The organism is Bacillus sp. ATD (assembly GCF_050585765.1).
GTDB classification, from domain to species: domain Bacteria; phylum Bacillota; class Bacilli; order Bacillales; family Bacillaceae; genus Bacillus; species Bacillus stercoris.
Genome location: NZ_JBOBQH010000002.1, coordinates 471,939 through 495,505, shown reverse-complemented (window position 1 = coordinate 495,505; position 23,567 = coordinate 471,939). Strand labels below are relative to the sequence as shown.

The window sequence follows — 23,567 nt, the reverse complement described above, 5'->3', positions numbered from 1 at the left end:
ATAGCATATCTGTGACTTATTCTATCACAGTCGTTCCAAGCCTTCTATTACGACGTTTTGGCATCAATCCCGGGTATGTCTTTTTCTAATTGGCGGACAAACTGAAGCATAAAATCGTGTCTTTCTTCTGCCAATTCCCGTGCAGTGTCTGTATTCATCATATCTTTCAGCCGCAGCAGCTTATGAAAAAAATGAGCGTAGGCGCTTTGCTCATCTCCATATAGGCCATGCCCTTTTGCGCCCGCAAACATGAAAGCTCTCGCAATGCCGACAGCACCAATCGCATCAAGTCTGTCAGCATCCTGTACAGCTTTTCCTTCAATTGAGAGCGGCTCCTTCGCCAATTTCCCCCTGTCCCGAAAGGACATCCTTGTTATAATATGAATCACTCTGTCAGCAGCCTCTTTTCCTACCCCGAAAAAAACGAGCTGATCATACACTTCGCTCACAGAAAGCCTGACCGTGTCAGGCAGCTTCACATCAATTAAATCATGAACCAAAGCCGCCGTTTCAACAATGAACAAATCCGCTTTTTCCTTTTCTCCAATATACACAGCAAGATCTGCAACTCTTGATACATGATGATAATCATGTCCAGAGCTTTCGCCAGTCAGGATAGATTGAACCCATGTCCTGATTTGCTCTGCCTGCTTCAATTTCTTCACAAAAACACCCTCTTCATTGCCCTAATAGCTTCACGATAGCATCTTCCAGCTCTTTCGGATTTGTATTTGGTGAATAACGGCCAACGATTTCTCCATTTCTATCCACTATAAATTTCGTGAAGTTCCACTTAATTGCCTTAGTTCCCAGCATTCCTTTTGCATGCTCTGTCAAATACACAAACAGCGGATGGGCGTTTTTTCCGTTTACATCCACTTTTGAAAACATGGGAAACGTAACACCGTAATTTGTTTCACAAAATTCCTGTATGTCAGCCTCTTCTCCAGGCTCTTGGTTCATAAATTGATTGCAGGGAAACCCTAAGATCTCAAGCCCCTCCTGCTGATATGTATCATATAATTCCTGCAGCTGCTTCAATTGGGGAGTAAAACCGCACCTGCTTGCAGTATTCACGATCATCAGTACCTTTCCCGTGAAAGGCTGAAGTGTCATGTCTTTCCCTGTTATTGTACGTACCTTCATATGATATATAGACATGTAATTCCCTCCTATGTCCCTGGTGAATATTTTATCTTTTTTAAATTTCAATTCAAAATGTAAACATCAATTAAGAAACTTGACGACATGAGCAGTCGTTTATTTTCAATTCATAGGGTTCGTTTTTATCTTATCATTCTATAAAACATTTCAATTCCCTCCGACATCATGGAAAATCATTTTCTGTGAAACCAAAAGATGTGTCAGTGCGTTTTATATAAAGAGTTTTCTGTTGTTTCCCCCCTCAACACGTATAGATAGATTGAAAATTGGCGTGAAAATTCCTATAATGAAGAAAATTAAACGGGGAAATAATGGAGGTGGCACGTTGCCTATTAATATACCAACACACCTGCCGGCAAAACAGGTGCTTGAAAGTGAACATATATTTGTAATGGATGAAAGCAGAGCATTTCATCAGGATATCCGGCCGCAAAAAATTATTATCTTAAATTTGATGCCGAAAAAAATCCAAACAGAGACTCAGCTTCTCAGATTGCTTGGAAATTCGCCTTTACAGGTTCATTTCACATTTTTAATCCCAAGCACACACACGCCGAAAAACACTGCAAGAGAACACCTTGACGAATTTTACACGACTTTTTCCAATATCCGTCACAAGAAGTTTGACGGAATGATTATCACCGGTGCGCCGATCGAGCATTTGGCGTTTGAAGAGGTTTCATATTGGGAAGAGCTCAAGGAAATCATGGAGTGGAGCAAAACAAATGTTACTTCAACCATGCATATTTGCTGGGGCGCTCAAGCAGGTTTGTATTACCATTATGGTGTGGAAAAAATTCAAATGCCGAAAAAAATCTTCGGTGTGTTCGAGCATACCGTTCTTTCAAAACACGAAAGATTGGTAAGAGGTTTTGACGAGCTATACTACGTGCCGCATTCCCGGCATACAGATATAAATATGGAACAGCTTCAAGCAGTGTCCGAGTTAAACATTCTTACCGCATCAAAGGAAGCCGGGGTTTGCTTAATTGTGTCTAAAGACGAAAAACAAGTCTTTTTGACAGGGCACCCTGAATATGATACAAATACGCTTCTTCAAGAGTATGAAAGAGATTTGGAACGAAACCTTTCTACTGTCGAGGCGCCTAAACATTATTTTGCAAAAGGCAGCAACGAGCCAGTGAATCGCTGGAAAGCGCATGCCACATTATTGTTTATGAACTGGCTGAATTATTACGTTTACCAAGAAACTCCTTATGAATGGGACTAATTTTTCTTATTTTAGTGATACGCTGAGCAAAAAATATGATAAAATACATCTGATTCAGTCTGCCTATAACAAAAATTTAAAATACTGGAATCCAAATCATTTAAAATTAGCTTAACTTTTTCACTGCATTAATAATTCGATTATGTATTTGTGTTATGTTTATGTATAGACAATAACTCCTTACGATGCATGAAGCTTGCTTGTTGTTGATTACATTGAGGTGAATTTACTTGAATACCAATAAAAGAGTATTAATTTTGACTGCAAATTACGGAAATGGACATGTGCAGGTAGCCAAAACACTTTATGAACAATGTGTAAGGCTCGGCTTTCAGCATGTAACAGTTTCTAATTTGTACCAAGAGTCAAATCCGATTGTTTCAGAGGTAACTCAATACCTTTATTTAAAAAGCTTCTCAATCGGGAAACAGTTTTATCGTTTGTTTTATTACGGAGTTGACAAAATCTATAATAAACGTAAATTCAATATTTACTTTAAAATGGGTAATAAAAGATTGGGCGAACTTGTTGATGAACATCAGCCCGATATTATTATTAATACATTTCCGATGATTGTCGTGCCGGAGTACAGACGCCGAACAGGAAGAGTCATTCCTACCTTCAATGTTATGACTGATTTTTGCCTTCATAAAATTTGGGTTCACGAGAACGTGGATAAATATTATGTAGCGACAGATTACGTGAAGGAAAAACTGCTGGAGATCGGCACTCATCCAAGCAACGTAAAAATCACAGGAATTCCAATCAGACCGCAATTTGAAGAATCCATGCCGGTTGGACCGATATATAAAAAGTACAATCTTTCGCCAAACAAAAAAGTGCTTCTGATCATGGCAGGTGCCCACGGTGTATTAAAGAACGTAAAAGAGCTGTGCGAAAACCTTGTCAAAGATGAGCAAGTGCAAGTGGTTGTCGTGTGCGGGAAAAATACGGCTTTAAAAGAATCTTTGAGTGCGCTTGAGGCGGAAAACGGTGACAAATTAAAAGTTCTGGGCTATGTGGAGCGCATTGATGAGCTATTCCGGGTCACAGATTGCATGATTACCAAACCAGGCGGCATTACTTTGACTGAAGCAACTGCCATTGGTGTGCCTGTCATTCTGTACAAACCTGTGCCTGGCCAGGAAAAAGAAAATGCAAACTTCTTTGAAGACCGCGGAGCTGCCATCGTCGTGAACCGTCATGAAGAGATTCTCGAGTCAGTCACTTCCCTTCTTGCAGATGAAGATACCTTGCAGCGCATGAAGAAAAACATTAAAGGCCTTCATTTAGCAAACTCCTCTGAAGTCATTTTAGAGGATATCCTGAAAGAATCAGAAATGATGACAGCCAAACAAAAGACCAAAGCGCTATCTTAATGGCGTACTTGAGAGCATACGAAAACCGTGTGCTCTTTTTATTTATATTCAGCCATTAATAAAAGCGGTTACATTTTTTTATAAAACTCGCCTTTCTTTTAAAAAATAAGCCGATTCGCAACTTGACGGGTGCTCCCAGATGGTGTATAGTTGAACCATCATTTAACAATGAATCAAAGTTAAATGATGACAAAATTTTTTTTAGCACATGGGTGCTACAGTACTAGGAGGAATTAAGCAATATGCAAAACGGTAAAGTAAAATGGTTCAACAACGAAAAAGGATTCGGCTTCATTGAAGTTGAAGGCGGAGACGATGTATTTGTTCACTTCACAGCAATCGAAGGAGAAGGATACAAATCATTAGAAGAAGGACAAGAAGTTTCTTTTGAAATTGTCGAAGGTAATCGTGGACCTCAAGCTTCTAATGTTGTAAAACTCTAAACTCAATACATGATGATGAGATGACAAATAGAGGAGAGGCATTCGCCTCTCCTATTTGATTTTCATCTGGATTTCAATCGCCAAAATGTTTTGTTTACACCTCTGTTCAATCTCTTCAACATACTTTTCCATTGACGGTTTTCCTTTTTTCGCGATATCCGCCAGTTCTTCTAAATCACTGTATATTTCTATAAATGTTTTGTGAAGGATCGACTTCAAATCTTTATCATCCATAGCTGCGTTCCCCTTCTCTATCAAGATACCTCAAATAGTAAAACAGTCCTATTATTTCTGGTTCAATAGTTATATCGGCTTATTTTTATTTTATTTGCTATTTTGGTACATAAATTTCAAAAAAACTCTGCAAAATAATTGTGGAGGTGTTTTTGTTGACTTCAAAATTCCATAATGAGGATCAGACTGGCTTTACGGATAAGCGGCAGCTGGAACTAGCAGTGGAAACAGCGCAGAAAACAACAGGAGCCGCGACGAGAGGCCAAAGCAAAACATTAGTCGACTCAGCATACCAAGCCATTGAGGATGCTAAAGAACTGTCACACTCTGAAGAGCTGGCAGCTCTCGACGATCCTGAATTTGTAAAGCAGCAACAGCAGCTGCTGGATGACAGCGAGCATCAGCTCGATGAATTCAAAGAATAAAAACCGCAGCTTCTGCGGTTTTTATTTTTAGTGATTGGTTAAGACATCTCCGTATGCTTTCAATTTTTCACCAACCGTACATTTATTGATACAAAAAGAATGTGCATAAGTTTTGCCAAATTCTTTGCGAAATTGCTTCTTAATAAAACAGTCTTTGCAATATTCATCGTGCAGTTCTGTCAGTTCTTTAAAGATCATTTTCTTATCCAATATCGTCATCTCCGTTACGGTCTAATTTCGTGTGGCTTTCTACGAATTGATGGGATAGAATTTTTTTAGCGAGGCCGTCAGCTTCCTGGTTGTCTTTCCGCTGTATCGTTTCGTAGGTTGGAGTAAGCTTCAGTGATTCAAGGAGTGCTTCTATTTTGTCCAGCCATTCATTATGAGATGGATCATAGCAAGGCCAGCTGCCGTCAAGCTGATTCAGTACAACAAGCGAGTCCCCTTTGATCGTAATTGAATTTCTGCTTGCCCCAAGCTCTCTTACTTCTCTTATTGCTTCATAAAGTGCCGCGTATTCAGCTTCATTATTGGTTTTCAGCCGGAAGCTTTTATTTTTTCTCAAACGATGCCGGACTCCTCCCAACGAATAATAGATGACAATCCCTAGACCCGCAAGTTCGCTCTCCTTATCGAAACTGCCATCAAAATAAACAGTGATGTTATCAGGCTCTTGAGCAAGCTCCTCGGTCAGCTTTTCCAATTCCTTCAGCGTCCAGCTGCCGCCTTTCTCGTCTTCGAACTCTAGCTCTTTCATGTATGGAAAACGTCCAAGCTCTCTGGCGAGCATACGTGCCTGCTGTGCTGTCAGCCAGTCTTCGCTGAAAAATGAGACGGATCCCGTTCCTTTTGCTTCTATTTTTAAATGCGGTCTGAGCTTCATTACGATCACCTTACCATTCATTAGTTGCCGGGCTTATGCTATAATCAAACCAATCTTACCCCGGAAAGGAAGCTTTTTCATCTTGTTTAATAATTCGTTTTGGATCTTTTTTGCGATCATTCATTTTATCATTGTTCTTTTATTTTATAAAGGATTTGGCAAAATGGGACTGTTTGTTTGGATCGGTTTTGCGACAGTCTGCGCCAACCTCCAAGTCGTCAAAACAGTGGAACTGTTTGGCTTAACAGCGACACTCGGGAATGTGATGTATGGCACAATCTTTTTTGCGACAGATGTACTGAATGAAAAATACGGGCCGGCTGAAGCCAGAAAAGCGGTATGGCTCGGATTCTCAACGCTCCTGACGCTGACATTTGTCATGCAGGGCGTGCTGCTTTTCGAACCGGCTTCCAGCGACATATCACAAACAGCGCTGGAAACGATTTTTGGATTCCTTCCGCGAGTTGCGTTAGGAAGTCTGCTTGCCTTTATCTTCAGCCAAACGCTGGATGTTTATGTATATTCGGCAATTAGAAGGATATTTCCTTCTGATCGGCTTTTATGGATCAGAAATGGCGGCAGTACAGCAGTCAGCCAGTTGTTTGATACATTCATATTCACTGCTGTCGCTTTTTTCGGCATTTATCCGGCAGACGTTTGGCTTCATATTTTTATTTCTACATATTTGATTAAGTTTGCGGTATCTTTGATTTCATTGCCTTATGCTTATGCAGCCAAAAAAATGATACCTAATGATGAAAGGAGTTCATAATGCCTACAGAAATATATGTAGACGGCGCAAGCGCTGGTAATCCCGGGCCTTCCGGTATCGGCATTTTTATCAAACATGAGGGGAAAGCAGAATCTTTCTCTATTCCAATCGGAGTGCATACAAACCAGGAAGCGGAATTTCTTGCATTAATTGAAGGGATGAAGCTATGCGCAACGCGCGGGTATCAATCGGTTTCCTTTCGAACGGATTCAGATATTGTGGAGCGCGCCGCTGAGCTTGAAATGGTTAAAAATAAAACGTTTCAGCCGTTTGTAGAGGAAATCATCCGTTTAAAAGCAGCCTTCCCTCTTTTTTTCATCAAATGGATACCGGGCAAGCAAAACCAAAAAGCCGATCTCCTGGCAAAAGAAGCAATTCGGCTGAATGAAAAGAATTAAATCTTAGTCATTGGTTCATCCTAATGGCGAGGTGAACTAACATGAAAAAGAAAGATAAAGGCCGGCTGACTGGCGGCGTTACTCCGCAAGGCGACCTGGAAGGCAATACACATAATGACCCTAAAACAGAGCTTGAGGAAAGGGCAAAAAAAAGCAATACAAAACGCTAGAGAAGATCTATACGATCTCTCTAGCGTTCAGCTTTTCAAGCATGCGCTCAATTCCTTTAATTTGGTGGCGGCGAAGCATTTGAGCCGCCTGCTCCATTTGCAAAGTAAATAAAGCGTCTTTCAGTGTGCAGACCAGCGGCACAGAGCAATGAATTTCCGCAAGCTTCCTCGACATCTCCAAATCACTTAAACCTTGCTGAATTTTTCCCTGCTGTCCCTTTGGAAGAAGAGAAAGATTTTCCAATAAACGGTCAATCGTTTCATATTCACGAATCAGTTTGTAGGCTGTTTTTTCTCCAATCCCTTTGACGCCGGGATAGTTATCACTGGAATCACCCATAAGCGCTTTAATATCAATCAAAGCTTTCGGCATTACCCCTGTTTCTTCATAAAAAGTCTCTTTTGTATAGACTTTATAATTTCCGATTCCTTTTTGAAGCAGAGCAACGCTTACTTTATCCGTTAGCAGCTGGAGTAAGTCTCTGTCCCCTGTTACGACCGTAATGTCTGCTTCATTTGTAAATAAATCGGCAAGAGTTCCAATACAATCATCTGCTTCATAACCGGCAAAGCCAATATTCATGATCCCAAGCTCAGCGGCTGCTTCCTTTGCCAAATCAAACTGCGGGATCAGTTCCACAGGCGGTGCGCTGCGGTTTGCCTTATAATCTTGAAACAAGTCATTACGATACGTTTTGCTCCCCATGTCCCAGCAGCAGACGACGTGTGTCGGCTGGAATGTTTCCACGGCTGTAATCAAATGCTTTAAAAAGCCGTTGACGCCGTTCGTCGGCACCCCGCTGTCATTTATCATAAAGTTGCGATGTACGGCCGTGGCAAAAAAAGCCCGAAATAAAAGAGCCATGCCGTCAACCAGCAATAGTTTATTATTATTCATCTGATAACTCCCTTTTCTTTCATTCCTTCTATTTTAGCATAAAGCGGCCCAAAATAAAAAACAGTATCTCTAATAAAGAGATACTGTTTGGGTATCATCAGTCGTTGTGTCTTTTGTTGCTGGCGATCAGCTTCTCAGCTTCGCGTCCTGCGTAAGAGTCAAAATGGGTTTGAAATCCGTTTTTCTTTTTGGCATTGTTATTCGCCTGTGCATTTCTGTTTCCCAGCTTTGTTCTGCCCAACATGAATCCCCCCTTACGTCGGATGTCCATAGTATATGCATCCGGCAGGAGGTTCAATCGCGGCAGGATCATCCAGCTTACACTCGGCTTGCGTATTCTCTGACCATTTCTTTTGATACAAGCCGTCTTGTCGGGACGATGCCTTTTTTAGCGAGCTGATTCATTTGCTCGGTGATGTCATTAATAGCGTCTGTAGTAAAAGGCTCATCGTTTTTGCATTTAGCAACAGCTTCAGATATGGCCATTTCACGCATATTTTCAAGACGCATAAATGCTTTGATATGCTCGTGCTGTTTTGATGAATGTGCTGAAATTGCTTTATGTACCTCTGACATTAATCGTTCATCTCGCTTTTTTCTATTTAGTCTATCATGCCTTGACATACAAGCCAACTGAATTTTACATTTTTATTGTATTCTCTGAACTTTTCCAGGAGATGCACGCTTGGTACGCCATTTCAATCTCTTTCGCATGTTCCCCTTCTGCATATCCTTTGAAATACGTCTCTTTTTGATCCGTTATTTGCGTGATTGCCTTTTCAGCCATATCTTCCTGTAAGCGTCTGAGGTGAGCTGTGTAATGAGAGATCAGGCTCTCTTCTTCATTTTTTATCCATGCCTCTGTGATTTTCGTAAGTTTCAACCGTACAGCTTCGATAAAGGCCGATTTTCCTTTTTGCTCAAAAAACTGCTTCGGTGATTTGACCTCTTTTAGTTCCTTTTCAAAAACACGTTCTTCCATTTCTGGTTCAACTTCCTTCAGCTGTATGCCGCTCAAATGCTGATCACCCGCATAAATGGAAAAATAACCGTCTGCGTTTAATGTTTTTTGAAAGTTATCCAGCCATTCTTCTGTGATATGCCGTTCGATGAAACCGCTCATGCGAACATCAAGCGTTTTGATTTCCTGAATATATTCAAACTGGTATTCATGCAAGGCTGTTGTCATCGCCTTACTCACATTCTTCTTCCAATCCCCGTTTTGCAGCCCGGGATGAAATGCCGATTTTAATAAATCATTTGCAAAATACGATAATCGCTGTGTAATGTGATAAAGCTGCTCTCTTGTATCTTTTTTCACTTTCTCAATGATGGTTTCTGAGTTCCGCCGTTTCTCGATATCGGCAACTGCCTGCTCAAATGACAGCATGAGACGCTGTTTCTGCGCTTCCTTCTCTTCTATGGACTGATGCTGGGATTTGTGAAGCTGGAAAACAGTTTCGCATAGTTTGTCTGCTTCCAAACTGAGCTGTGCAGCGGACGCTTTTTTTACGTCCACTTCGATAAACCGATCTAAGTGTTTTCTTACTTTCGGGAACTGGTTATAAAATGATTCCGGTTTTCCCAGCAGCTCCTCCTTACTTGAAACGGTAAAGAGCTGCGGCTCATAAACCCCTTCTTTTACAAGCTCCGCGCTGACATAATCGGTCACTGTTTCAAGCTCTGTTTTATCTTTTGCAAGGTCTGCGGCATTAATAACGAAAAACATTTTATCCATGCTGAGCGATTCTTTCACAAGTCCGAGCTTCCGTAAAAATGAACGATCTCCTTTTGAAAAGGAGTGTTGATAATAGGTCATATAAAAAAATGCATCCGCATCTTTGATATATTGGAATGCCAGCTCTGTATGCCGTTTATTCATGCTGCTCGCGCCGGGTGTATCAACAATCGTAATCCCTTTTTCAGTGAGCGGGCATGTATAGTAGACCGTTACCTCTTTCACAGCACAGGCCGTTGTTTCCTCTGCTACATACGGCTTTAATTCAGACAGCGGAATCGTTAATATCTTCTGTTCCTGTATATACTGCTGATACCTCTCGTATGCAAGCAGGAAATTTCTTATCAATTTCACGTGCTCTTCTTGCAGCCTGTTTTTTTTGACTGCCTTTTCCCACTTCTCTGCGAAGGAACGGCCTGCCGGTTCTTTTGATATTCCGGTGAGCTGCAAAATTTCAGCCGTTATGTCATCCTCCGTCTTAAATACTACATCCGCTGTTTTGTTTAGGCTGCCATTGATTGGCTTTGTGATTTTGTTAATTGTTGCTGTGGTTGGCGTTGGTGAGGATGGCAGCACTCTTTCGCCAACAAGCGCATTGGCAAAAGATGATTTCCCCGAACTGAAGCCCCCAAAAAGAGCAAGTGTAAATTTCCGTTCCTCAAGCCGTTTAATCCTATCACGAAACGCTGAAATATGCTTTGACAACATGCTGCTTTCGCCTAAAACATCAGACAAAGTGTAAAAGCGTTTGATTTGGTCTTGAAGCGGCAGTTCTTGTTCTATATTGATTTCTGGATTCGGCATCTGCTGCTCCGCCAGCTGGCCTCGGCCTTGTTTCTGTTCTGGAGCCGCCACTCTTTTTTTCTTCAATTTAAACCATTCTGTGTCTATATGCATCGGGCATTCGGACTCTTCTTCCCAAATGGCCCACAGGCGATTGATTTTCTCGCGGGCATGATTCTCTAAACGAGCCTGTTCTTGAAGAAGGACAAGTTTTTCTGATTCTTGGGCGAGCCGGTCGTTAATTGTTTGCACGTCTTTGGAAACACGCTCTTTCACCATAGCGGAGAGTACCTTTATGATGTCTGCGGCCTCTCTTTTCGCCTCTTTCCGGACCAGCTCTGCCAAGTCTTTTGTATATTGCAATACATATTCAGAAGAAAAGGCTGCACCTTGCTTGACCGCGCGTTCAATGATGCTTATATCAAGCGGAGTGCGATAGGACTGAATCAGCTTTTCACTCTCAACGTTATGGACATCAAATGCTTTGGCGAGTTTATGGAGCGTGTCTATTATGTGCCAATCCGCTTCGGCCTCTGTTCGTTTGGTCACATCAGAGAAAAAAACATTCCGCCTTTTATCTCTTTCTTGTGCAGTTTTCGCTTTAGAAAAGAAAAAGCCGGTTTTAAAAGAAGGCTTTTGTGACTCTAAAAATGCAGCCGCCAATTCACGCATTTCAAAAGGCGTCAGGTTGGCGTTTTTTAAAATACGATTGATTTCTTCCTGCATCCTCTTCTCTGCCTCAGCCGCTTGATTTGCAGCCTCATCCAATTGATCACGCAGCGATTGGACCAGTCCAGTTTGGATGTTAAGCTGTGCAGCGAAACTCGGGCCGTCTGTTTCGTCTTTCTTCAGCATTTCCGTATGTTCCTTCAGCAGATTATGGATCTTTTGTTCGGTTAAAGCCTGCAAATTGTTTTTTGATTGCTTTTCTATTCTTTTTAACTCTTGTCTCAAAGCCCCAATCTGATTAAACGGGTGATCCGGTTCTGTTACTGACGTAAAATAGAGCGCTTCCTTTGAAATCCCTTCATTGCAAAGCATCTCCTCTACCTGTTTTTTATAGTCTCCAAAGTTTGTCTCCGTCTCGTCATGGCGGTCAATTTGATTAACGATAAAATACACATTCGGAATGTTTTCTTTAATTGATCTGAGAAACTTTACATTTTCCTCAGCGTGTACGTGATTATAGTGAACAACGTAAAACAGCGCATCCGCCTGGTGAAGAATAGAAGCAGCCGATAGAAAATGAGCATCATCCGTTGAATCGATCCCTGGAGTATCAATATACGCAACTCCGGAATCGATCTCAGTATACCTGTCAAAAATTTCGACGCTTTCAATCTGTTCACCGTCTTTGCAATATTGCTGTACCTTGTCTTTCTGGTAAGCCCCTTCCAGCTCAGCACACGCTCCGTCTGTTGTATGAAGCCGAACTCGCTTTTCCCCGTTTCTGATCACAACAAGGTTAGCGCTCGTTGGGATCGGGCTTGTCGGCAAAATATTCTCCATTAACAGGCAGTTCAGCAGTGATGATTTCCCCGCTGAATAATGCCCCGTAAACGCGATATAAACCTCTTCATCTGCCGCTTTTTTCATGACCGCAGCCAGTTTAGCAGCCCTTTGTCCATCTTGATTCTCAATAAATTGCTGATAAAGTTCCCCAGTTTTGTGCAAAAGCTCGTTTCTGTTATGTTCTGTCATAAGCCTGTACCCCTTTGTGCCGTTTCAATTGTGAACCTTTTTCGAAAGGTCTGAATTCATTCCCTTTTCATTTTACACAAGAATAAACCAAATTTCTTTAGGAGAATAGAAAAAAGCTGCCATTACGGCAGCCTCTATAAAAGAAAATCTGCAACTTTTACAAGTTCCAGATTCATCAAACAGATTTATTAGAGATTCCTTTTAATACAAAACCAATCAAAACACTATATGTACAAACCGCTCCGAGCAAAAACAGCATTGTCATTTGATTCACCATCCTGATTGAGAATCTTTTTCATATTCATTTTAACATGAGTGAGAATGATTTTCAATCGCTATTTTACACTGTATTCCTGTAATGCCTTGTCTTCTGCGCGAATTCTGACGGTTAACAACACGGCATTTAAAATGGAAAACAGACACATGGTGACATACGCTTGATAAAGCAGCGGAATCAGCAAAATTTCAAGTATAACAACAGCATAGTTTGGATGTTTCATCCATTTATAAGGACCTTTTTTTACAAGCTCTGCACCTGGAACGACAAGGATTTTCGTATTCCAATATGCTCCCAAGGAACAGAGCGCCCAATATCGCACTGCCTGTACACTTAAAATAACTGCGGCGATACCGATCCACCAGCTTGACGGCTGTTTATTCATTAGCAGCACTTCAGCAATTAAAGACATAAAGAAAAGGATATGCATCGTAATGATATACGGATAGTGGCTCTCGCCAAATTCAATTGCTCCTTGCTTCTTTACCTTTTGTTCATTTTGTCTGGCTACTGCCATTTCTGCTGCTCTTTGAACAATGAGAATGGCGATCAACAACCAAAACATAAGTCAAGCCCCCTTTTCCCAGCTGAATAATAGCAGTTCTGATGAGAAACCCGGCCCTAATGCGCCAATCAGTCCCCGTTCAGCTTCCTTTTTATGTCCGTTCTGCAGATGGTCTTTGACCACATACAAGATTGTGGCTGAAGACATATTTCCGTGTTTTCGCAATATGTTTTGCGCTGATGAAAGCTTTTCTGACGACAGCCCAAGACTTTTGATGTATGCGTCGATCACTTTTTTTCCGCCTGGATGCGCCAAAAAAACACTTATATCACAGAATGACAGCCGATGTTTGTCCAAAAAAATCTGTACATTTGTTTTGAGCCAATTTTCTACCAAAGTTGGTATGTCTCGTGAGAAAATGACTTTGAATCCTTGATCGGTAAAGTCCCAGCCCATGACATCTTCTGATTGTTTCATCAAAACAGATTGGGAGTCTGTTATCTTCGGGGCAAGCTTCAGTTTTGACACCGTGCGGTCTGCCTTCTCTCCGCATAATAATGCTGCGGCAACGCCGTCACCAAATAGCGAGGTGCCGATCAGATTGCTTTTCGTTTTATCTTCCGGCTGAAATGTCAGGCTGCACAGCTCAGCAGCAATGACAAGCACAAAAGCCTCCGGATACGCTTTGCAGTATTCGGCTGCGCGCGCAAGCCCGCTGGCCCCTCCTGCACAGCCTAAGCCCCAAATCGGAATCCGCTTCGTATATGGAGAAAACGGAAGTTCATTCATAAGCCGCGCCTCGATACTCGGTGTGGAAAGACCTGTGCTGGAGACGAAAAAAACCGCTTCCACTTTCTCATAAGGAATGGCTTCTTGAACAAATTCAGGGTGAGAGAGGCACTCACGAACAGCCTCCCTGCTGTGCTTAAGTGTTTCTTCTATGTATATTTGATTTTTTTCTTCAAAGCTGTGCTCCTCTTTATACCATTCAATCGGCTTAACAAACTGTCTCGAATGGATTTGCCCGTTTTTAAAGGAGGATAACAGCCGGTCAATATCCTTAAAGGAATGCTGAAACATATAGCGGGCGAACTCAGCCGCTTTCTCTTGATTTACATCATATACAGGAAGACTTGTTCCAATGGATAAAATAAACGCCATGCAATCACCTCTTTGCATACATTGTGCCGCAACGATCTTTTTTATATGCAAAAAAACTCCGCCGCGGCGGAGTTAGACTGCTGTTTTTTGTTCCGTAAGGTCAGCTTCTTGTTCTGTTTTTTTGGCTTTAGAAAATACGTTATATACAATATTTAAGACAACTGCAGTGAAGCTGCCCGCCACAATGCCATTCGTTGTAAGAAGCGTAAGTGCACTCGGAAGCTGTTTGAAAATATCCGGCACAACGGTCACACCGAGTCCCAAACCCACTGAGCAGGCAACAATCAGCAGATTTTCCTGTTTCGCAAAATCAATGCGGCTAAGCATTTTAATTCCGTAAGCGATCACCATTCCAAACATCGCCACCATTGCACCGCCCAAAACGGCAGATGGAATAATCGTCGTGAAAGCAGCGATCTTTGGAAACAGCCCGAATGCCATTAAGATCACACCTGTGACCACAATGACAGCATTTTTTTTGATTTCTGTGAGCTGAACAAGCCCGACATTTTGAGAGAATGCCGTGTAAGGAAAAGCGTTAAAAATACCGCCCAGAAGCACAGCCAGCCCCTCAGCGCGATAGCCTTTAGACAAATCTCTCTCTGTCAAACGGCGGTTTGTCAGGTCACCTAAGGCGAAGTAAACACCCGTAGACTCCACAAGACTGACAATTGCAACGATGGACATCGTAATGATAGGCGCTGCATGAAAAGACGGCGCTCCGAAGTAAAATGGCTGAATCATTTGTACAACTGCCGCATCCGACACATTATCAAATTGAACTTTCCCCATAAAATAAGCGATGAAGGTCCCAATCAAAATACCGATCAAAATCGAGACGGACTTGATAAAGCCTTTTGTAAAACGGTATAGAAGCACAATGATACTCAAAACGATAAAAGCAAGTGCAAGGTTGGAGAGATCTCCGAAATCTGCACTTCCTTCTCCGCCGGCCATGTTATTCATGGCAACCGGCATCAAAGTAATACCGATAATCGTAACAACAGAGCCTGTCACAACCGGCGGAAAAAACGAGACGAGCTTTCCAAAGAAAAATGAAATAAGTATGACTAGAATGCCTGAAGCAATAATGCTTCCGTAAACCGTCGAAACCCCGTATTCAGATCCAATCGCAATCATCGGCGATACAGCTGTAAATGTACAGCCAAGCACTACCGGAAGTCCGATCCCGAAAAAGCGGTTGCTCCATACTTGCAAAAGTGTAGCCACACCGCACATAAAAATATCAATCGATACTAAGTAGGTCAGCTGTTCGACAGTCAGTCCCATTGCTTTTCCGACAATCAGAGGAACGACAATGGCACCGGCATACATGGCGAGAACATGCTGAATCCCTAATGACAGCGTTTTGCCGAATCCATTTTTCATGAATGAACCTCCTGTACGAAGGACACTTTCCCTTCTTCTAAAGACCGAATTCTTGCCAAAGATTCCACTCGGTAGCCCAGTTTTACAAGTTCATCTCTTCCCGGCTGAAATGACTTTTCAATCACAATGCCAATTCCTGCAATAGAAGCACCCGCTTGCTTCACAATTGACGCGAGCCCGTGTGCTGCCTGTCCATTTGCCAAAAAATCATCGATAATCAGCACATGGTCCTGATCCGACAGGTGGGTCCCAGACACCGCGATTTGGCTTTCTGTTTGCTTCGTAAAGGAATAAACAGACGCTGTCAGCAAGTTGTCAGTAAGTGTTAACGATTGATGCTTTCTTGCGAAGACAACAGGTACACCCAGCTTCAAGCCAGTCATTACAGCGGGAGCGATACCTGATGATTCGATTGTCACAATTTTGGTAATACCGTCTTTTGCAAACCTGGACGCAAATTCGTCACCAATTCTCTGCATAAGCAGCGGATCAATTTGGTGATTCAAAAAAGAATCCACTTTCAATACCTGATCAGATAATACGACGCCTTCTTCCTCTATTTTCAGTTTCAGTGCTTCCATCTTGTCTTACCTCCGTTATGAGAATAAAAAAAGCATTACCCGCTCAAATAAAGAGCAAGCAATGCTGATATAACAAAAAACCGTACACGTGCGGTTTCATTGCTCACCCATAGTCGGACATTTACGGTGCCCGGTAGAAACTTGCGTGCCATATCCACGCTATTATATGAGTGTTCCTATGATATTGTAATAAAATTATATCAAGATTCTAATCTCTTGCATAGGCTGAAAGTGAAAATTTCCGAACCTTATTTTCTTTTTTTTAGATATCATTCGTATTTAAAAGGAATCCGATCATAAAAAGCCTGGCGGCCGCGCCGCCAGGCTTTGATTATGCCAAATAGAGATTTGAATATTTGGTTGATAAATAGTCAATTAAATAGCGAACGTTCAGTTCTTCTCCTGTCGCATCTTTAATAATGTCTAACGGCTTTTTCCGTTTTCCATGAATATGCACCTTTTCCGTCAGCCATTGCTTTATCGGATGAAATTCCCCTCTTTCTAAGAGAGCGTCAAATTCAGGGAGATCCTCAAGCATTTTTTGTTTCAGCTGAGCCGCATACATGTAGCCGAGCGCATAGGATGGGAAGTAACCGAAATCTCCTCCTGCCCAATGGACGTCCTGTAAAATCCCCTCTGCATCCGTCTGCGGTGTAATCCCTAAATAATCCTGGTATTTTTGATTCCAAAGCGACGGCAGTTCTTCTACAGACACTTCATTGCTGAAAATCGCTTTTTCAATTTCATAACGAATGATGATATGAAGAGGATACGTCAATTCATCCGCTTCAACCCTGATAAATGAAGGTTTTGATTCATTGATTGCACGGACAAAATCATCCAGGGAGATGTCCTTGAACTGTTCAGGTGATGCCTCTTGAATTTTCTTATAGTACGGTGTCCAAAAATGCTTGTTGCGGCCGATAAAATTCTCGTAAAATAATGATTGAGATTCATGAATTCCCATTGATGCACCGTCTGACAAGTTCGTGCAGCTCAGTGCTTCATCAATATTTTGCTCGTATATCGCGTGCCCGCACTCATGAATGGTGCCAAAGATTGCCGTCCGAAAATCTTTTTCATCATATCTCGTCGTGACTCGAACGTCTCCCCGGTTCAGCGTAGTTGCAAACGGATGAACGGTTTCATCAAGTCTTCCGCCATCAAAATCGTAGCCAAGCTCCTGTAAAAAATACAGACTGAGCTCTTTTTGCTTTTTTTTCGGGAACGCTTTTGTAATAAAGCTTGTATTTGGTTTATTTCCGGAAGCTGTCACCTGTTTAACAAGAGGGATAATCGCTTCCTTCAGCTCAGCAAACAGCTGATCAAGCACCTTTACCGTAACACCGGGCTCAAACAAATCAAGCAATGCATCATAAGGATGCTCTTGATATCCCCAATACGTAATAAAACGTTTATTACATTCAATCAGCTGTTCTAAATAAGGAGAAAACAAGCTGAAATCAGATTTTCCTTTCGCTTCCTCCCATGCTGTTTCTGCCTTTGAACACAGAATTACGTATTCTTTGTATTCAGCCTCAGGGATTTTCTTATTCTCTTCATACTCTTTTTTTGCCAGTTCCACCGCTTTTTTCGTATCTTCTGACAAGTCATCAAATCGTTCATACAAGGCATCGATTAGCTCTTTCATTCGATCGGATGTCTGGATATTGAATATATCTGTTGAAAGCTGGCCGATGCTTTCAGCCCGGTCCTCTGAGCCGTTTTTCGGCGCGCCAGTTCTGGAGTCCCAGTGCATTAACGCGACTGCTTCGCTGTAATGTGAAATTCGTTTTAAAAGATCAAAAAATTCCTTTTCATATGTATGTATCTCCATATCCATTCCCTCCCTATTCTAGCCGTTCCATTACAGGCTAATGGAAGGGGGAATGAAAGTCAAATTGTTTGTATAAAAGGCTGCCGGTACGTTTGGCGGCAGCCTTTTATTCAGTTGATCGTCATTTGATTTTTTGGCGGAGGTGTTCTCCTCTTTTTCTGTTTGATTTTTTTATCCACCCACACTGTTGCCAGCGGGGTTAAGAGCGAGGTGACAATTACGCTCGTCGCTATAATTGCAGTTGCCGATTCAGCAACTGGGGCAAATGAGGCATTCGCTTCCGCTAATGCGTATGGGACAGCTACAGCCGCCCCCGCCGTAGAAGAAGCCGCCACACCCGCGACACCGTCCCCCCGCGCGACAAAACGATCAAGCAAAAACAAGGAGCTGCCCGATAAAATGACGACAGAAACTCCGATAAAAATGCCGAGCAGCCCTGATTGGATCAGCATTCCAAAATTCAAGGTATTGCCGAGCGAAAAGGCGAAAAATGGAATGATCGCTGGCACAACCTTGCTGAATAAGTCCCTGAGATCATGATCCAGATTTCCAAGTATACATCCGAGCAAAAACGGGATGACTGTCGCTGCCAGCGTTTCCCATGGGAATGCGGCAAGTCCCGTCACACCAAACGTCACCATGGTCATAAAAGGACCTGATTCTGTACTAATAAAAGCGAAAGCGCCCGCATCCTCTTTTCTTCCCATATGGTTCATAAGCGCCAAATACAGTCCGCCGTTCGTTTCATTCATTACCGCGACAATTGCTAAAACAGAAAGGCCTGCAAAAAAGCCGGATTGTATGCCTTCGTCAGGTATAAATTGCGCTGCGATCACGCCGAGCAGCGCCGCAAATCCGACTTTCCCCAATAATAACGTGATTCCTTTTCTTGCGATGTAGCCTGAAGAACGAAAATCAATCGTTGCTCCTACGCAAAAGATAAAAACACCCAGTATCGGCAGCGTTCCAGTAATCAAAGCACCCGTAAAACCTCCAAAGAACTCCGCTGTTCCAGGAGCAAACGTGTTGAGCGCCGCTCCAAGAAATAGCGGAATAATCATCATTCCGCCAGGTACCCGTTCAATTGTCGCCTTGATTTTCATATTGTGGATTCTCCCATCCTCCGGTTATGAAAAAACAATTCCACTTACACTTGGAAAACAGCCTGCAAATCCTCTTTTGAACAGCTGCCCAGCTGGCTGCCGACTCCGACGGCGCCAGCTCCGGCTCTAAGCCAATCCGGCACTTCAGACGGATGTATCCCGCCTGTCGGAATAAAGGTCACCTGCGGGAAAGGGCCCGCTAAATTTTTCATAAACGGAATGCCAAACACACCGCTTGGGAACAGCTTTAATGTCGTAAAACCGAATGTCAGCGCTTCCATAATTTCGCTCGGAGTCAAGACGCCGGGGATATAATGTGTCTTTACAAAAGAAAGGTGTTCAGCAAGATCAGCTGAAAAACCCGGACTGACAATAAACTGTGCGCCAGCCTCAGCAGCTTCCCCAGCTTGCTGCGCGGTGATGACCGTGCCCGCGCCAATTAAAATATCGTCTCTATTACGGAAGGTTTCGATAATATCTGATGCCCCGGGCGTCGTATACGTCACTTCAACTGCACGAATCCCTTTATCTAATAAACTCTCAATCTGCTGACAGGCATCCTGTTTATCCTTTGAGCGAATGACTGCAATCAGCCTGGCTTCTTGCAGACGGTTTTCAACGATTTTGGAATCCATATTAATAATCCCCTTTCTTTTGGTAAACCGTTCTTTGAGCAGATAAAAACGAAGCTAATTTCTCCCTGGTCGGCAAACCGTCCATATCCCCCGGTGCCTGCACTTGCAAAGCGCCAATCGCATTTCCCCTTTGCACCGCATCCTTGTACGACAAACCATCTAGGATACCGCTGATTACACCGACTGCAAATCCGTCTCCGGCGCCAACTGTATCAACCACCTGATCGACCCTGCAGCCTTCTAGAAATCCTTCACCTGTCCCCGTTTTAAAGTAAGCGCCTTCTTTTCCGAGTTTAATAGCAACAAAGCTGACTCCTTTTTTCAGATAATAATCAGCAATGCCTTCAGGTGTTTTTTCTCCGGTCAATAGCTCTCCCTCTGTGATCCCCGGAAAAAACCAGTCTGCAAGCCCAGCCAGATCATTAATTGTGTGTATCATTGTTGCTTGATCAGGCCAAAGCGAAGGCCTTAAATTAGGGTCGAATGAAATGGTTTTCCCGGCGTTTCTCATATCGTTCATGACATGATACGTGAAGTCTTTCATATCGGCTGATAAGGCAGGCGGAATGCCTGTCACATGCAAATGGCCTGCGCATTGAAAATAGTCTTTCGGATATTCAACAGAAGTTAATGTGCTTGCAGCTGAGTTTTTCCTATAGTAGGTAACTTGCGGGTCACCTTCTTTCACTTTTGACTTCAGCAGCAGCCCGGTGGGATTTTCGTCCTGCGAGCGGATCACGCGGGACACATCCACTCCCTCTTTTTTAAGTTCCTGTACAATAAACGTGCCGAGCTGATCATTGCCGACCTTGCTCATCCATCCCATTCGGAATCCGAGTCTGGCAAGGCCGCAGGCGACATTGCTTTCTGCTCCGGCAAGCCCTTTAGAAAAAGTGGATACTTCATGAAGGCCTCCATACTCATTTGCGTAAAACATGGCCATTGATTCACCGAATGTCACCGCATCAAGCTTCATCTCTTCCCAACCTCCTCTTAGTTGAGGGCACCTAGGATTAAAGTGACTTTCTCATGATGACTTTTGCCTCCAATTCAATGGTTTGAGGCGCTCCTTTGTCACCTTCAATCCTTTTTAATACACGTTCCATCGCCGTCCTGCCCATATCATGTGACGGCTGAGCGATCGTTGTAATGCCTGGACCGATCAGTTTGTACCATTCCGTGTCATCGAACCCTGCAATCCCTATATCTTGAGGGATGCGCAGGCCAAGCTCTTCCATACAGCTGATGATTTTCAGCATAATCAAGCCATTCAAAGCCAGAATCGCTTTTTTTTGCTCCGGCATCTCCTTGTGAAAATAACGTAGCGCCGCCTTAAGCTGCTCCTTGTCCTTTACGTCAATTTCATACATTCTGACAAGCCCGTTCACATTTTGAACCGCAGCCATTTCCTGATACACCGCTGCTCTTTCTGCACGAGGGCTGATAGAGGAAATTGGTTCGGTAAACAGCGCGACATCAGTATACCCTTTGCTGTAAATCTTCTGAAGAATCTCTTTAGTGATCCACCTGTTGTCAGTCGTTACGGTATCCAGTTTCAGATCCGGCAGTTTCCGGTCAATTAAGATCGTCGGAATGTGCTGTTCAGCAAAAGCGCGCAGCAAATCCTTGTTTTCCCCTGTTGCGTTTAAAATCAGGCCCTCAACCGAATGGGCTTCTAGCTTTAAGAGCATTTCCCGCTCTTTTTCAGGACTGTTATCTGTGTTGCACACCATAATGCTGTAGCCATATTGATCACAAACCTCTTCGACTCCCCTGAAAGCAGCGACCGAAAAAGGGTTTGTAATATCCGCTACAACAAATCCAATTAACTTGCTTTTTTTTATTTTCAAACCTTGGGCCATTTTACTCGGCCGATAATTCAGTTCTGCGATTGCCTTTTTAATGTTTTTCACTTTTTCAGGAGAAATCGCGTCAATTTTTCCGTTAATATAGCGGGAAACTGTCGATTTCGAAACTCCTGCATATTCAGCTACATCTTTGATGGTCATATGGCCTGTTGTTTTCTTTTTCATTCAAGTGCTCCTGTATCTCATATATTTGAAATCGATTTCAAAACCGTTACAACAAAAGAATACCATAATTTTAACATTTGGAAAGAGTTTTTTTAATAATGTGTCAATTCATTATTTTTCCGTTGACTCTTTTCACTATTTATCCTAAAATTTTCTTTGAAACCGTTACCAAAATGTTTTCATTCAAGTGATGCTGAAATCCTAACCAAGGGGGAAATATAATGGAAAATCGTTATTCTGTACACCCTGAACAAGTAAAACGCTTTACAACAGAGGAACTTCGCAGTCATTTCTTAATGGATCCTTTATTTACGGAAAACAAGCTTACGATGTATTACTCACACGAAGACCGGGTTGTCATCGGCGGAGCGGCTCCAGGGCAAAGTGAACTGAAGCTTGATGCAGGTGATTTTCTAAAAACAGACTTCTTTTTGGAACGGCGTGAAATCGGGATTATTAATGTCGGCCAGCCTGGTGCTGTCAGGGTTGGCGATGATGAATATGTGCTTCAAACAAAGGATTTTCTCTATATTGGAATGGGCAATCAGGATGTATCGTTTTCAAGCCTGAACGGGGAAAAAGCGAAGTTTTACTTCGTCTCCGCTTGCGCCCACAAAAGCTATCCGACACAAAAAGCCGCCCTATCTGAACTGACACCGGACCGCCTTGGTGATGATGCAGCGTCTAATGTCAGAAGCCTGTACAAAGTCATACATCAGGATGGCATTAAAAGCTGCCAGCTGATGATGGGAATAACGATGTTAGATCAAAACAACAACTGGAATACCATGCCGGCACACGTTCATGACCGTCGGATGGAGGCTTATCTTTACCTGGATCTTGAAAAGGACTCAAAGGTGTTTCATTTCATGGGCCAGCCGGACGAAACACGCCACCTTGTGGTTGGTAATGAGCAGGCTGTCCTTTCCCCCGCCTGGTCTATTCATTCTGGCGCAGGAACATCAAATTACAGCTTCGTGTGGGCAATGGCTGGAGAAAATTATACTTTTACGGACATGGATCTCATTCCGATGGATGGGCTGAAATAAGATGGGTTATCTGCATGACGCCTTTTCACTAGAAGGAAAAACAGCGCTGGTGACAGGCCCGGGAACAGGGATCGGTCAAGGAATTGCCAAAGCGCTGGCCGGGGCTGGCGCTGATATTATCGGCACATCACATACAAGCAGTCTGTCTGAAACACAGCAGCTTGTGGAACAGGAAGGCCGGACATTTACATCTTTTACATTGGACATGAGCAAGCCGGAAGCGATCAAGAATTCTGCAGCTGAGCTGTTTGAAAACAGGCAGATCGACATCCTTGTCAATAATGCGGGTATTATTCATCGAGAAAAAGCGGAACATTTTGCAGAAGAGAACTGGCAGCACGTACTGAATGTCAATCTAAACAGCTTGTTTATTCTGACACAGCTGGCAGGCAGACACATGCTGAAAAGAGGTTATGGAAAGATAATTAATATCGCCTCTCTCCTGTCTTTTCAAGGCGGGATACTCGTTCCTGCTTACACCGCGAGCAAACACGCTGTTGCCGGTTTGACAAAATCCTTTGCAAATGAGTGGGCAGCATCGAGCATTCAGGTCAATGCAATCGCCCCAGGCTATATTTCTACTGCGAATACAAAGCCTATTCGGGATGATGAAAAGCGAAATGAGGAGATTTTAAAAAGAATTCCTGCCGGCCGCTGGGGCCATGCGGATGATATCGGAGGGACAGCAGTCTTTTTGGCGTCACGTGCTTCAGATTATGTGAATGGACATATCTTAGCTGTTGATGGAGGCTGGCTATCCCGCTGACAATAAAAAAAG

At 42.9% G+C, this 23,567-nt stretch carries 29 protein-coding genes and 1 riboswitch; of the genes, 10 read left to right on the top strand and 19 right to left on the bottom strand.

Annotated elements, in window-relative coordinates; genetic code table 11:
* Positions 1 to 47: 47 nt before the first annotated feature.
* Entirely contained in the window at positions 48 to 665 is a 618-nt protein-coding gene (gene hdhQ / locus ACQXR1_RS07195) for an Mn(2+)-dependent (deoxy)ribonucleoside pyrophosphohydrolase (RefSeq protein ID WP_014664337.1), read from the bottom strand.
* A gap of 13 nt (positions 666 to 678) precedes the next feature.
* Positions 679 to 1,161 (bottom strand): glutathione peroxidase, encoded by a 483-nt coding sequence (locus ACQXR1_RS07190; protein ID WP_040082835.1) that lies wholly within the window; start codon positions 1,159 to 1,161, stop codon positions 679 to 681.
* A 328-nt stretch (positions 1,162 to 1,489) separates the two neighbouring features.
* Between ACQXR1_RS07190 and metA the strand changes: the two genes are divergently transcribed.
* From metA to cspD, 4 genes are all read left to right on the top strand, one after another.
* Entirely contained in the window at positions 1,490 to 2,395 is a 906-nt protein-coding gene (gene metA / locus ACQXR1_RS07185) for a homoserine O-acetyltransferase MetA (RefSeq protein WP_014664339.1), read from the top strand.
* A 230-nt stretch (positions 2,396 to 2,625) separates the two neighbouring features.
* Positions 2,626 to 3,774 carry a diglucosyl diacylglycerol synthase gene (locus tag ACQXR1_RS07180; RefSeq protein WP_430771906.1) on the top strand — a complete coding sequence of 383 codons (1,149 nt, stop codon included), beginning with the start codon at positions 2,626 to 2,628 and terminating at the stop codon, positions 3,772 to 3,774.
* 80 nt (positions 3,775 to 3,854) lie between these two features.
* Positions 3,855 to 4,001: a hypothetical protein gene (locus ACQXR1_RS07175; protein ID WP_151257433.1), complete on the top strand. Its 147-nt coding sequence runs from the start codon at positions 3,855 to 3,857 to the stop codon at positions 3,999 to 4,001.
* A 15-nt stretch (positions 4,002 to 4,016) separates the two neighbouring features.
* Positions 4,017 to 4,217 carry a cold-shock protein CspD gene (cspD, locus tag ACQXR1_RS07170; protein ID WP_003153604.1) on the top strand — a complete coding sequence of 67 codons (201 nt, stop codon included), beginning with the start codon at positions 4,017 to 4,019 and terminating at the stop codon, positions 4,215 to 4,217.
* A 51-nt stretch (positions 4,218 to 4,268) separates the two neighbouring features.
* Here cspD and degR read toward each other — a convergent pair whose 3' ends face one another.
* Positions 4,269 to 4,451 (bottom strand): transcriptional regulator DegR, encoded by a 183-nt coding sequence (gene degR, locus ACQXR1_RS07165; RefSeq protein ID WP_014664342.1) that lies wholly within the window; start codon positions 4,449 to 4,451, stop codon positions 4,269 to 4,271.
* A 155-nt stretch (positions 4,452 to 4,606) separates the two neighbouring features.
* On the opposite strand from degR, the gene ACQXR1_RS07160 reads away from it, so the two are divergent.
* Positions 4,607 to 4,876 carry a DUF2564 family protein gene (locus ACQXR1_RS07160; protein ID WP_069149756.1) on the top strand — a complete coding sequence of 90 codons (270 nt, stop codon included), beginning with the start codon at positions 4,607 to 4,609 and terminating at the stop codon, positions 4,874 to 4,876.
* 27 nt (positions 4,877 to 4,903) lie between these two features.
* Here the strand turns inward: ACQXR1_RS07160 and ACQXR1_RS07155 are convergent, their stop codons facing one another.
* Positions 4,904 to 5,086, bottom strand: a complete 183-nt coding sequence (locus tag ACQXR1_RS07155; protein WP_004397944.1) for a zinc-finger domain-containing protein — start codon at positions 5,084 to 5,086, stop codon at positions 4,904 to 4,906.
* Complete coding sequence (locus tag ACQXR1_RS07150; protein WP_040082831.1) at positions 5,079 to 5,759, bottom strand: ribonuclease H family protein; 681 nt, start codon at positions 5,757 to 5,759, stop codon at positions 5,079 to 5,081. The genes ACQXR1_RS07155 and ACQXR1_RS07150 overlap by 8 nt, the downstream gene beginning before the upstream one ends.
* Before the next feature lie 82 nt (positions 5,760 to 5,841).
* Between ACQXR1_RS07150 and ACQXR1_RS07145 the strand changes: the two genes are divergently transcribed.
* The 3 genes from ACQXR1_RS07145 to sspL are packed head-to-tail and all read left to right on the top strand — an operon-like array spanning position 5,842 to position 7,099.
* Entirely contained in the window at positions 5,842 to 6,531 is a 690-nt protein-coding gene (locus ACQXR1_RS07145; protein ID WP_069149757.1) for a queuosine precursor transporter, read from the top strand.
* Positions 6,531 to 6,929: a reverse transcriptase-like protein gene (locus ACQXR1_RS07140; RefSeq protein WP_040082829.1), complete on the top strand. Its 399-nt coding sequence runs from the start codon at positions 6,531 to 6,533 to the stop codon at positions 6,927 to 6,929. Before ACQXR1_RS07145 ends, ACQXR1_RS07140 begins: the two co-directional genes overlap by 1 nt.
* A 41-nt stretch (positions 6,930 to 6,970) precedes the next feature.
* Positions 6,971 to 7,099 carry a small, acid-soluble spore protein L gene (sspL, locus tag ACQXR1_RS07135; protein ID WP_003218255.1) on the top strand — a complete coding sequence of 43 codons (129 nt, stop codon included), beginning with the start codon at positions 6,971 to 6,973 and terminating at the stop codon, positions 7,097 to 7,099.
* A 7-nt stretch (positions 7,100 to 7,106) separates the two neighbouring features.
* Here sspL and exnP read toward each other — a convergent pair whose 3' ends face one another.
* From exnP to kdgR, 14 genes are all read right to left on the bottom strand, one after another.
* Positions 7,107 to 7,997: a 5'-3' exonuclease ExnP gene (gene exnP, locus ACQXR1_RS07130; protein ID WP_430771905.1), complete on the bottom strand. Its 891-nt coding sequence runs from the start codon at positions 7,995 to 7,997 to the stop codon at positions 7,107 to 7,109.
* Positions 7,998 to 8,094: 97 nt separating this feature from the next.
* Positions 8,095 to 8,241 (bottom strand): hypothetical protein, encoded by a 147-nt coding sequence (locus ACQXR1_RS07125; protein ID WP_003230761.1) that lies wholly within the window; start codon positions 8,239 to 8,241, stop codon positions 8,095 to 8,097.
* A 74-nt stretch (positions 8,242 to 8,315) separates the two neighbouring features.
* A complete protein-coding gene (locus ACQXR1_RS07120) occupies positions 8,316 to 8,573 on the bottom strand; it encodes a YpbS family protein (protein ID WP_430771904.1) in 258 nt (85 codons plus the stop codon).
* Positions 8,574 to 8,637: 64 nt separating this feature from the next.
* Positions 8,638 to 12,219 (bottom strand): dynamin family protein, encoded by a 3,582-nt coding sequence (locus tag ACQXR1_RS07115; RefSeq protein ID WP_430771903.1) that lies wholly within the window; start codon positions 12,217 to 12,219, stop codon positions 8,638 to 8,640.
* A 175-nt stretch (positions 12,220 to 12,394) separates the two neighbouring features.
* Positions 12,395 to 12,484 carry a Fur-regulated basic protein FbpC gene (gene fbpC, locus ACQXR1_RS07110; RefSeq protein ID WP_100069434.1) on the bottom strand — a complete coding sequence of 30 codons (90 nt, stop codon included), beginning with the start codon at positions 12,482 to 12,484 and terminating at the stop codon, positions 12,395 to 12,397.
* Positions 12,485 to 12,554: 70 nt separating this feature from the next.
* On the bottom strand, positions 12,555 to 13,061 hold the full coding sequence (gene bpsB, locus ACQXR1_RS07105) for an alkylpyrone methyltransferase (protein WP_069839255.1): 507 nt from the start codon (positions 13,059 to 13,061) through the stop codon (positions 12,555 to 12,557).
* A gap of 3 nt (positions 13,062 to 13,064) precedes the next feature.
* Positions 13,065 to 14,162 (bottom strand): type III polyketide synthase BpsA, encoded by a 1,098-nt coding sequence (gene bpsA, locus ACQXR1_RS07100; RefSeq protein WP_252400773.1) that lies wholly within the window; start codon positions 14,160 to 14,162, stop codon positions 13,065 to 13,067.
* A 72-nt stretch (positions 14,163 to 14,234) separates the two neighbouring features.
* Positions 14,235 to 15,551: a xanthine permease PbuX gene (gene pbuX, locus ACQXR1_RS07095; RefSeq protein WP_430771902.1), complete on the bottom strand. Its 1,317-nt coding sequence runs from the start codon at positions 15,549 to 15,551 to the stop codon at positions 14,235 to 14,237.
* Positions 15,548 to 16,132, bottom strand: a complete 585-nt coding sequence (xpt, locus tag ACQXR1_RS07090; RefSeq protein ID WP_095431541.1) for a xanthine phosphoribosyltransferase — start codon at positions 16,130 to 16,132, stop codon at positions 15,548 to 15,550. The genes pbuX and xpt overlap by 4 nt, the downstream gene beginning before the upstream one ends.
* A gap of 90 nt (positions 16,133 to 16,222) precedes the next feature.
* Positions 16,223 to 16,322: riboswitch (purine riboswitch) on the bottom strand.
* Positions 16,323 to 16,463: 141 nt separating this feature from the next.
* A complete protein-coding gene (ypwA, locus tag ACQXR1_RS07085; RefSeq protein WP_430771901.1) occupies positions 16,464 to 17,969 on the bottom strand; it encodes a carboxypeptidase in 1,506 nt (501 codons plus the stop codon).
* A 110-nt stretch (positions 17,970 to 18,079) separates the two neighbouring features.
* Positions 18,080 to 19,072, bottom strand: coding sequence for a 2-keto-3-deoxygluconate transporter (gene kdgT, locus ACQXR1_RS07080; protein ID WP_040082818.1), 993 nt, complete (start codon positions 19,070 to 19,072; stop codon positions 18,080 to 18,082).
* Positions 19,073 to 19,116: 44 nt separating this feature from the next.
* Positions 19,117 to 19,707, bottom strand: a complete 591-nt coding sequence (gene eda / locus ACQXR1_RS07075) for a bifunctional 4-hydroxy-2-oxoglutarate aldolase/2-dehydro-3-deoxy-phosphogluconate aldolase (RefSeq protein WP_243572310.1) — start codon at positions 19,705 to 19,707, stop codon at positions 19,117 to 19,119.
* Between the two features lies 1 nt (position 19,708).
* Positions 19,709 to 20,683: a 2-dehydro-3-deoxygluconokinase gene (gene kdgK, locus ACQXR1_RS07070; RefSeq protein ID WP_430771900.1), complete on the bottom strand. Its 975-nt coding sequence runs from the start codon at positions 20,681 to 20,683 to the stop codon at positions 19,709 to 19,711.
* 37 nt (positions 20,684 to 20,720) lie between these two features.
* Positions 20,721 to 21,740 (bottom strand): pectin utilization transcriptional regulator KdgR, encoded by a 1,020-nt coding sequence (kdgR, locus tag ACQXR1_RS07065; protein WP_430771899.1) that lies wholly within the window; start codon positions 21,738 to 21,740, stop codon positions 20,721 to 20,723.
* Positions 21,741 to 21,961: 221 nt separating this feature from the next.
* Between kdgR and kduI the strand changes: the two genes are divergently transcribed.
* Both kduI and kduD read left to right on the top strand, forming a co-directional pair.
* On the top strand, positions 21,962 to 22,789 hold the full coding sequence (gene kduI / locus ACQXR1_RS07060; protein WP_304592574.1) for a 5-dehydro-4-deoxy-D-glucuronate isomerase: 828 nt from the start codon (positions 21,962 to 21,964) through the stop codon (positions 22,787 to 22,789).
* A 1-nt stretch (position 22,790) separates the two neighbouring features.
* Positions 22,791 to 23,555 carry a 2-dehydro-3-deoxy-D-gluconate 5-dehydrogenase KduD gene (kduD, locus tag ACQXR1_RS07055; protein ID WP_430771898.1) on the top strand — a complete coding sequence of 255 codons (765 nt, stop codon included), beginning with the start codon at positions 22,791 to 22,793 and terminating at the stop codon, positions 23,553 to 23,555.
* Positions 23,556 to 23,567: the final 12 nt, after the last annotated feature.

Excerpts from the sequence above, each read along its gene's own strand:
- kduD (WP_430771898.1), top strand. The coding sequence starts at position 22,791 with ATGGGTTATCTGCATGACGCCTTTTCACTAGAAGGAAAAACAGCGCTG.
- eda (WP_243572310.1), bottom strand. The coding sequence starts at position 19,707 with ATGGATTCCAAAATCGTTGAAAACCGTCTGCAAGAAGCCAGGCTGATT.
- ypwA (WP_430771901.1), bottom strand. The coding sequence starts at position 17,969 with ATGGAGATACATACATATGAAAAGGAATTTTTTGATCTTTTAAAACGA.
- xpt (WP_095431541.1), bottom strand. The coding sequence starts at position 16,132 with ATGGAAGCACTGAAACTGAAAATAGAGGAAGAAGGCGTCGTATTATCT.
- fbpC (WP_100069434.1), bottom strand. The coding sequence starts at position 12,484 with ATGACAATGCTGTTTTTGCTCGGAGCGGTTTGTACATATAGTGTTTTG.
- ACQXR1_RS07140 (WP_040082829.1), top strand. The coding sequence starts at position 6,531 with ATGCCTACAGAAATATATGTAGACGGCGCAAGCGCTGGTAATCCCGGG.
- kduI (WP_304592574.1), top strand. The coding sequence starts at position 21,962 with ATGGAAAATCGTTATTCTGTACACCCTGAACAAGTAAAACGCTTTACA.
- ACQXR1_RS07120 (WP_430771904.1), bottom strand. The coding sequence starts at position 8,573 with ATGTCAGAGGTACATAAAGCAATTTCAGCACATTCATCAAAACAGCAC.
- pbuX (WP_430771902.1), bottom strand. The coding sequence starts at position 15,551 with ATGAAAAATGGATTCGGCAAAACGCTGTCATTAGGGATTCAGCATGTT.
- degR (WP_014664342.1), bottom strand. The coding sequence starts at position 4,451 with ATGGATGATAAAGATTTGAAGTCGATCCTTCACAAAACATTTATAGAA.
- ACQXR1_RS07115 (WP_430771903.1), bottom strand. The coding sequence starts at position 12,219 with ATGACAGAACATAACAGAAACGAGCTTTTGCACAAAACTGGGGAACTT.
- exnP (WP_430771905.1), bottom strand. The coding sequence starts at position 7,997 with ATGAATAATAATAAACTATTGCTGGTTGACGGCATGGCTCTTTTATTT.
- bpsB (WP_069839255.1), bottom strand. The coding sequence starts at position 13,061 with ATGTTTTGGTTGTTGATCGCCATTCTCATTGTTCAAAGAGCAGCAGAA.
- sspL (WP_003218255.1), top strand. The coding sequence starts at position 6,971 with ATGAAAAAGAAAGATAAAGGCCGGCTGACTGGCGGCGTTACTCCGCAA.
- kdgK (WP_430771900.1), bottom strand. The coding sequence starts at position 20,683 with ATGAAGCTTGATGCGGTGACATTCGGTGAATCAATGGCCATGTTTTAC.
- ACQXR1_RS07125 (WP_003230761.1), bottom strand. The coding sequence starts at position 8,241 with ATGTTGGGCAGAACAAAGCTGGGAAACAGAAATGCACAGGCGAATAAC.
- ACQXR1_RS07150 (WP_040082831.1), bottom strand. The coding sequence starts at position 5,759 with ATGAAGCTCAGACCGCATTTAAAAATAGAAGCAAAAGGAACGGGATCC.
- cspD (WP_003153604.1), top strand. The coding sequence starts at position 4,017 with ATGCAAAACGGTAAAGTAAAATGGTTCAACAACGAAAAAGGATTCGGC.
- kdgT (WP_040082818.1), bottom strand. The coding sequence starts at position 19,072 with ATGAAAATCAAGGCGACAATTGAACGGGTACCTGGCGGAATGATGATT.
- ACQXR1_RS07190 (WP_040082835.1), bottom strand. The coding sequence starts at position 1,161 with ATGTCTATATATCATATGAAGGTACGTACAATAACAGGGAAAGACATG.
- kdgR (WP_430771899.1), bottom strand. The coding sequence starts at position 21,740 with ATGAAAAAGAAAACAACAGGCCATATGACCATCAAAGATGTAGCTGAA.
- bpsA (WP_252400773.1), bottom strand. The coding sequence starts at position 14,162 with ATGGCGTTTATTTTATCCATTGGAACAAGTCTTCCTGTATATGATGTA.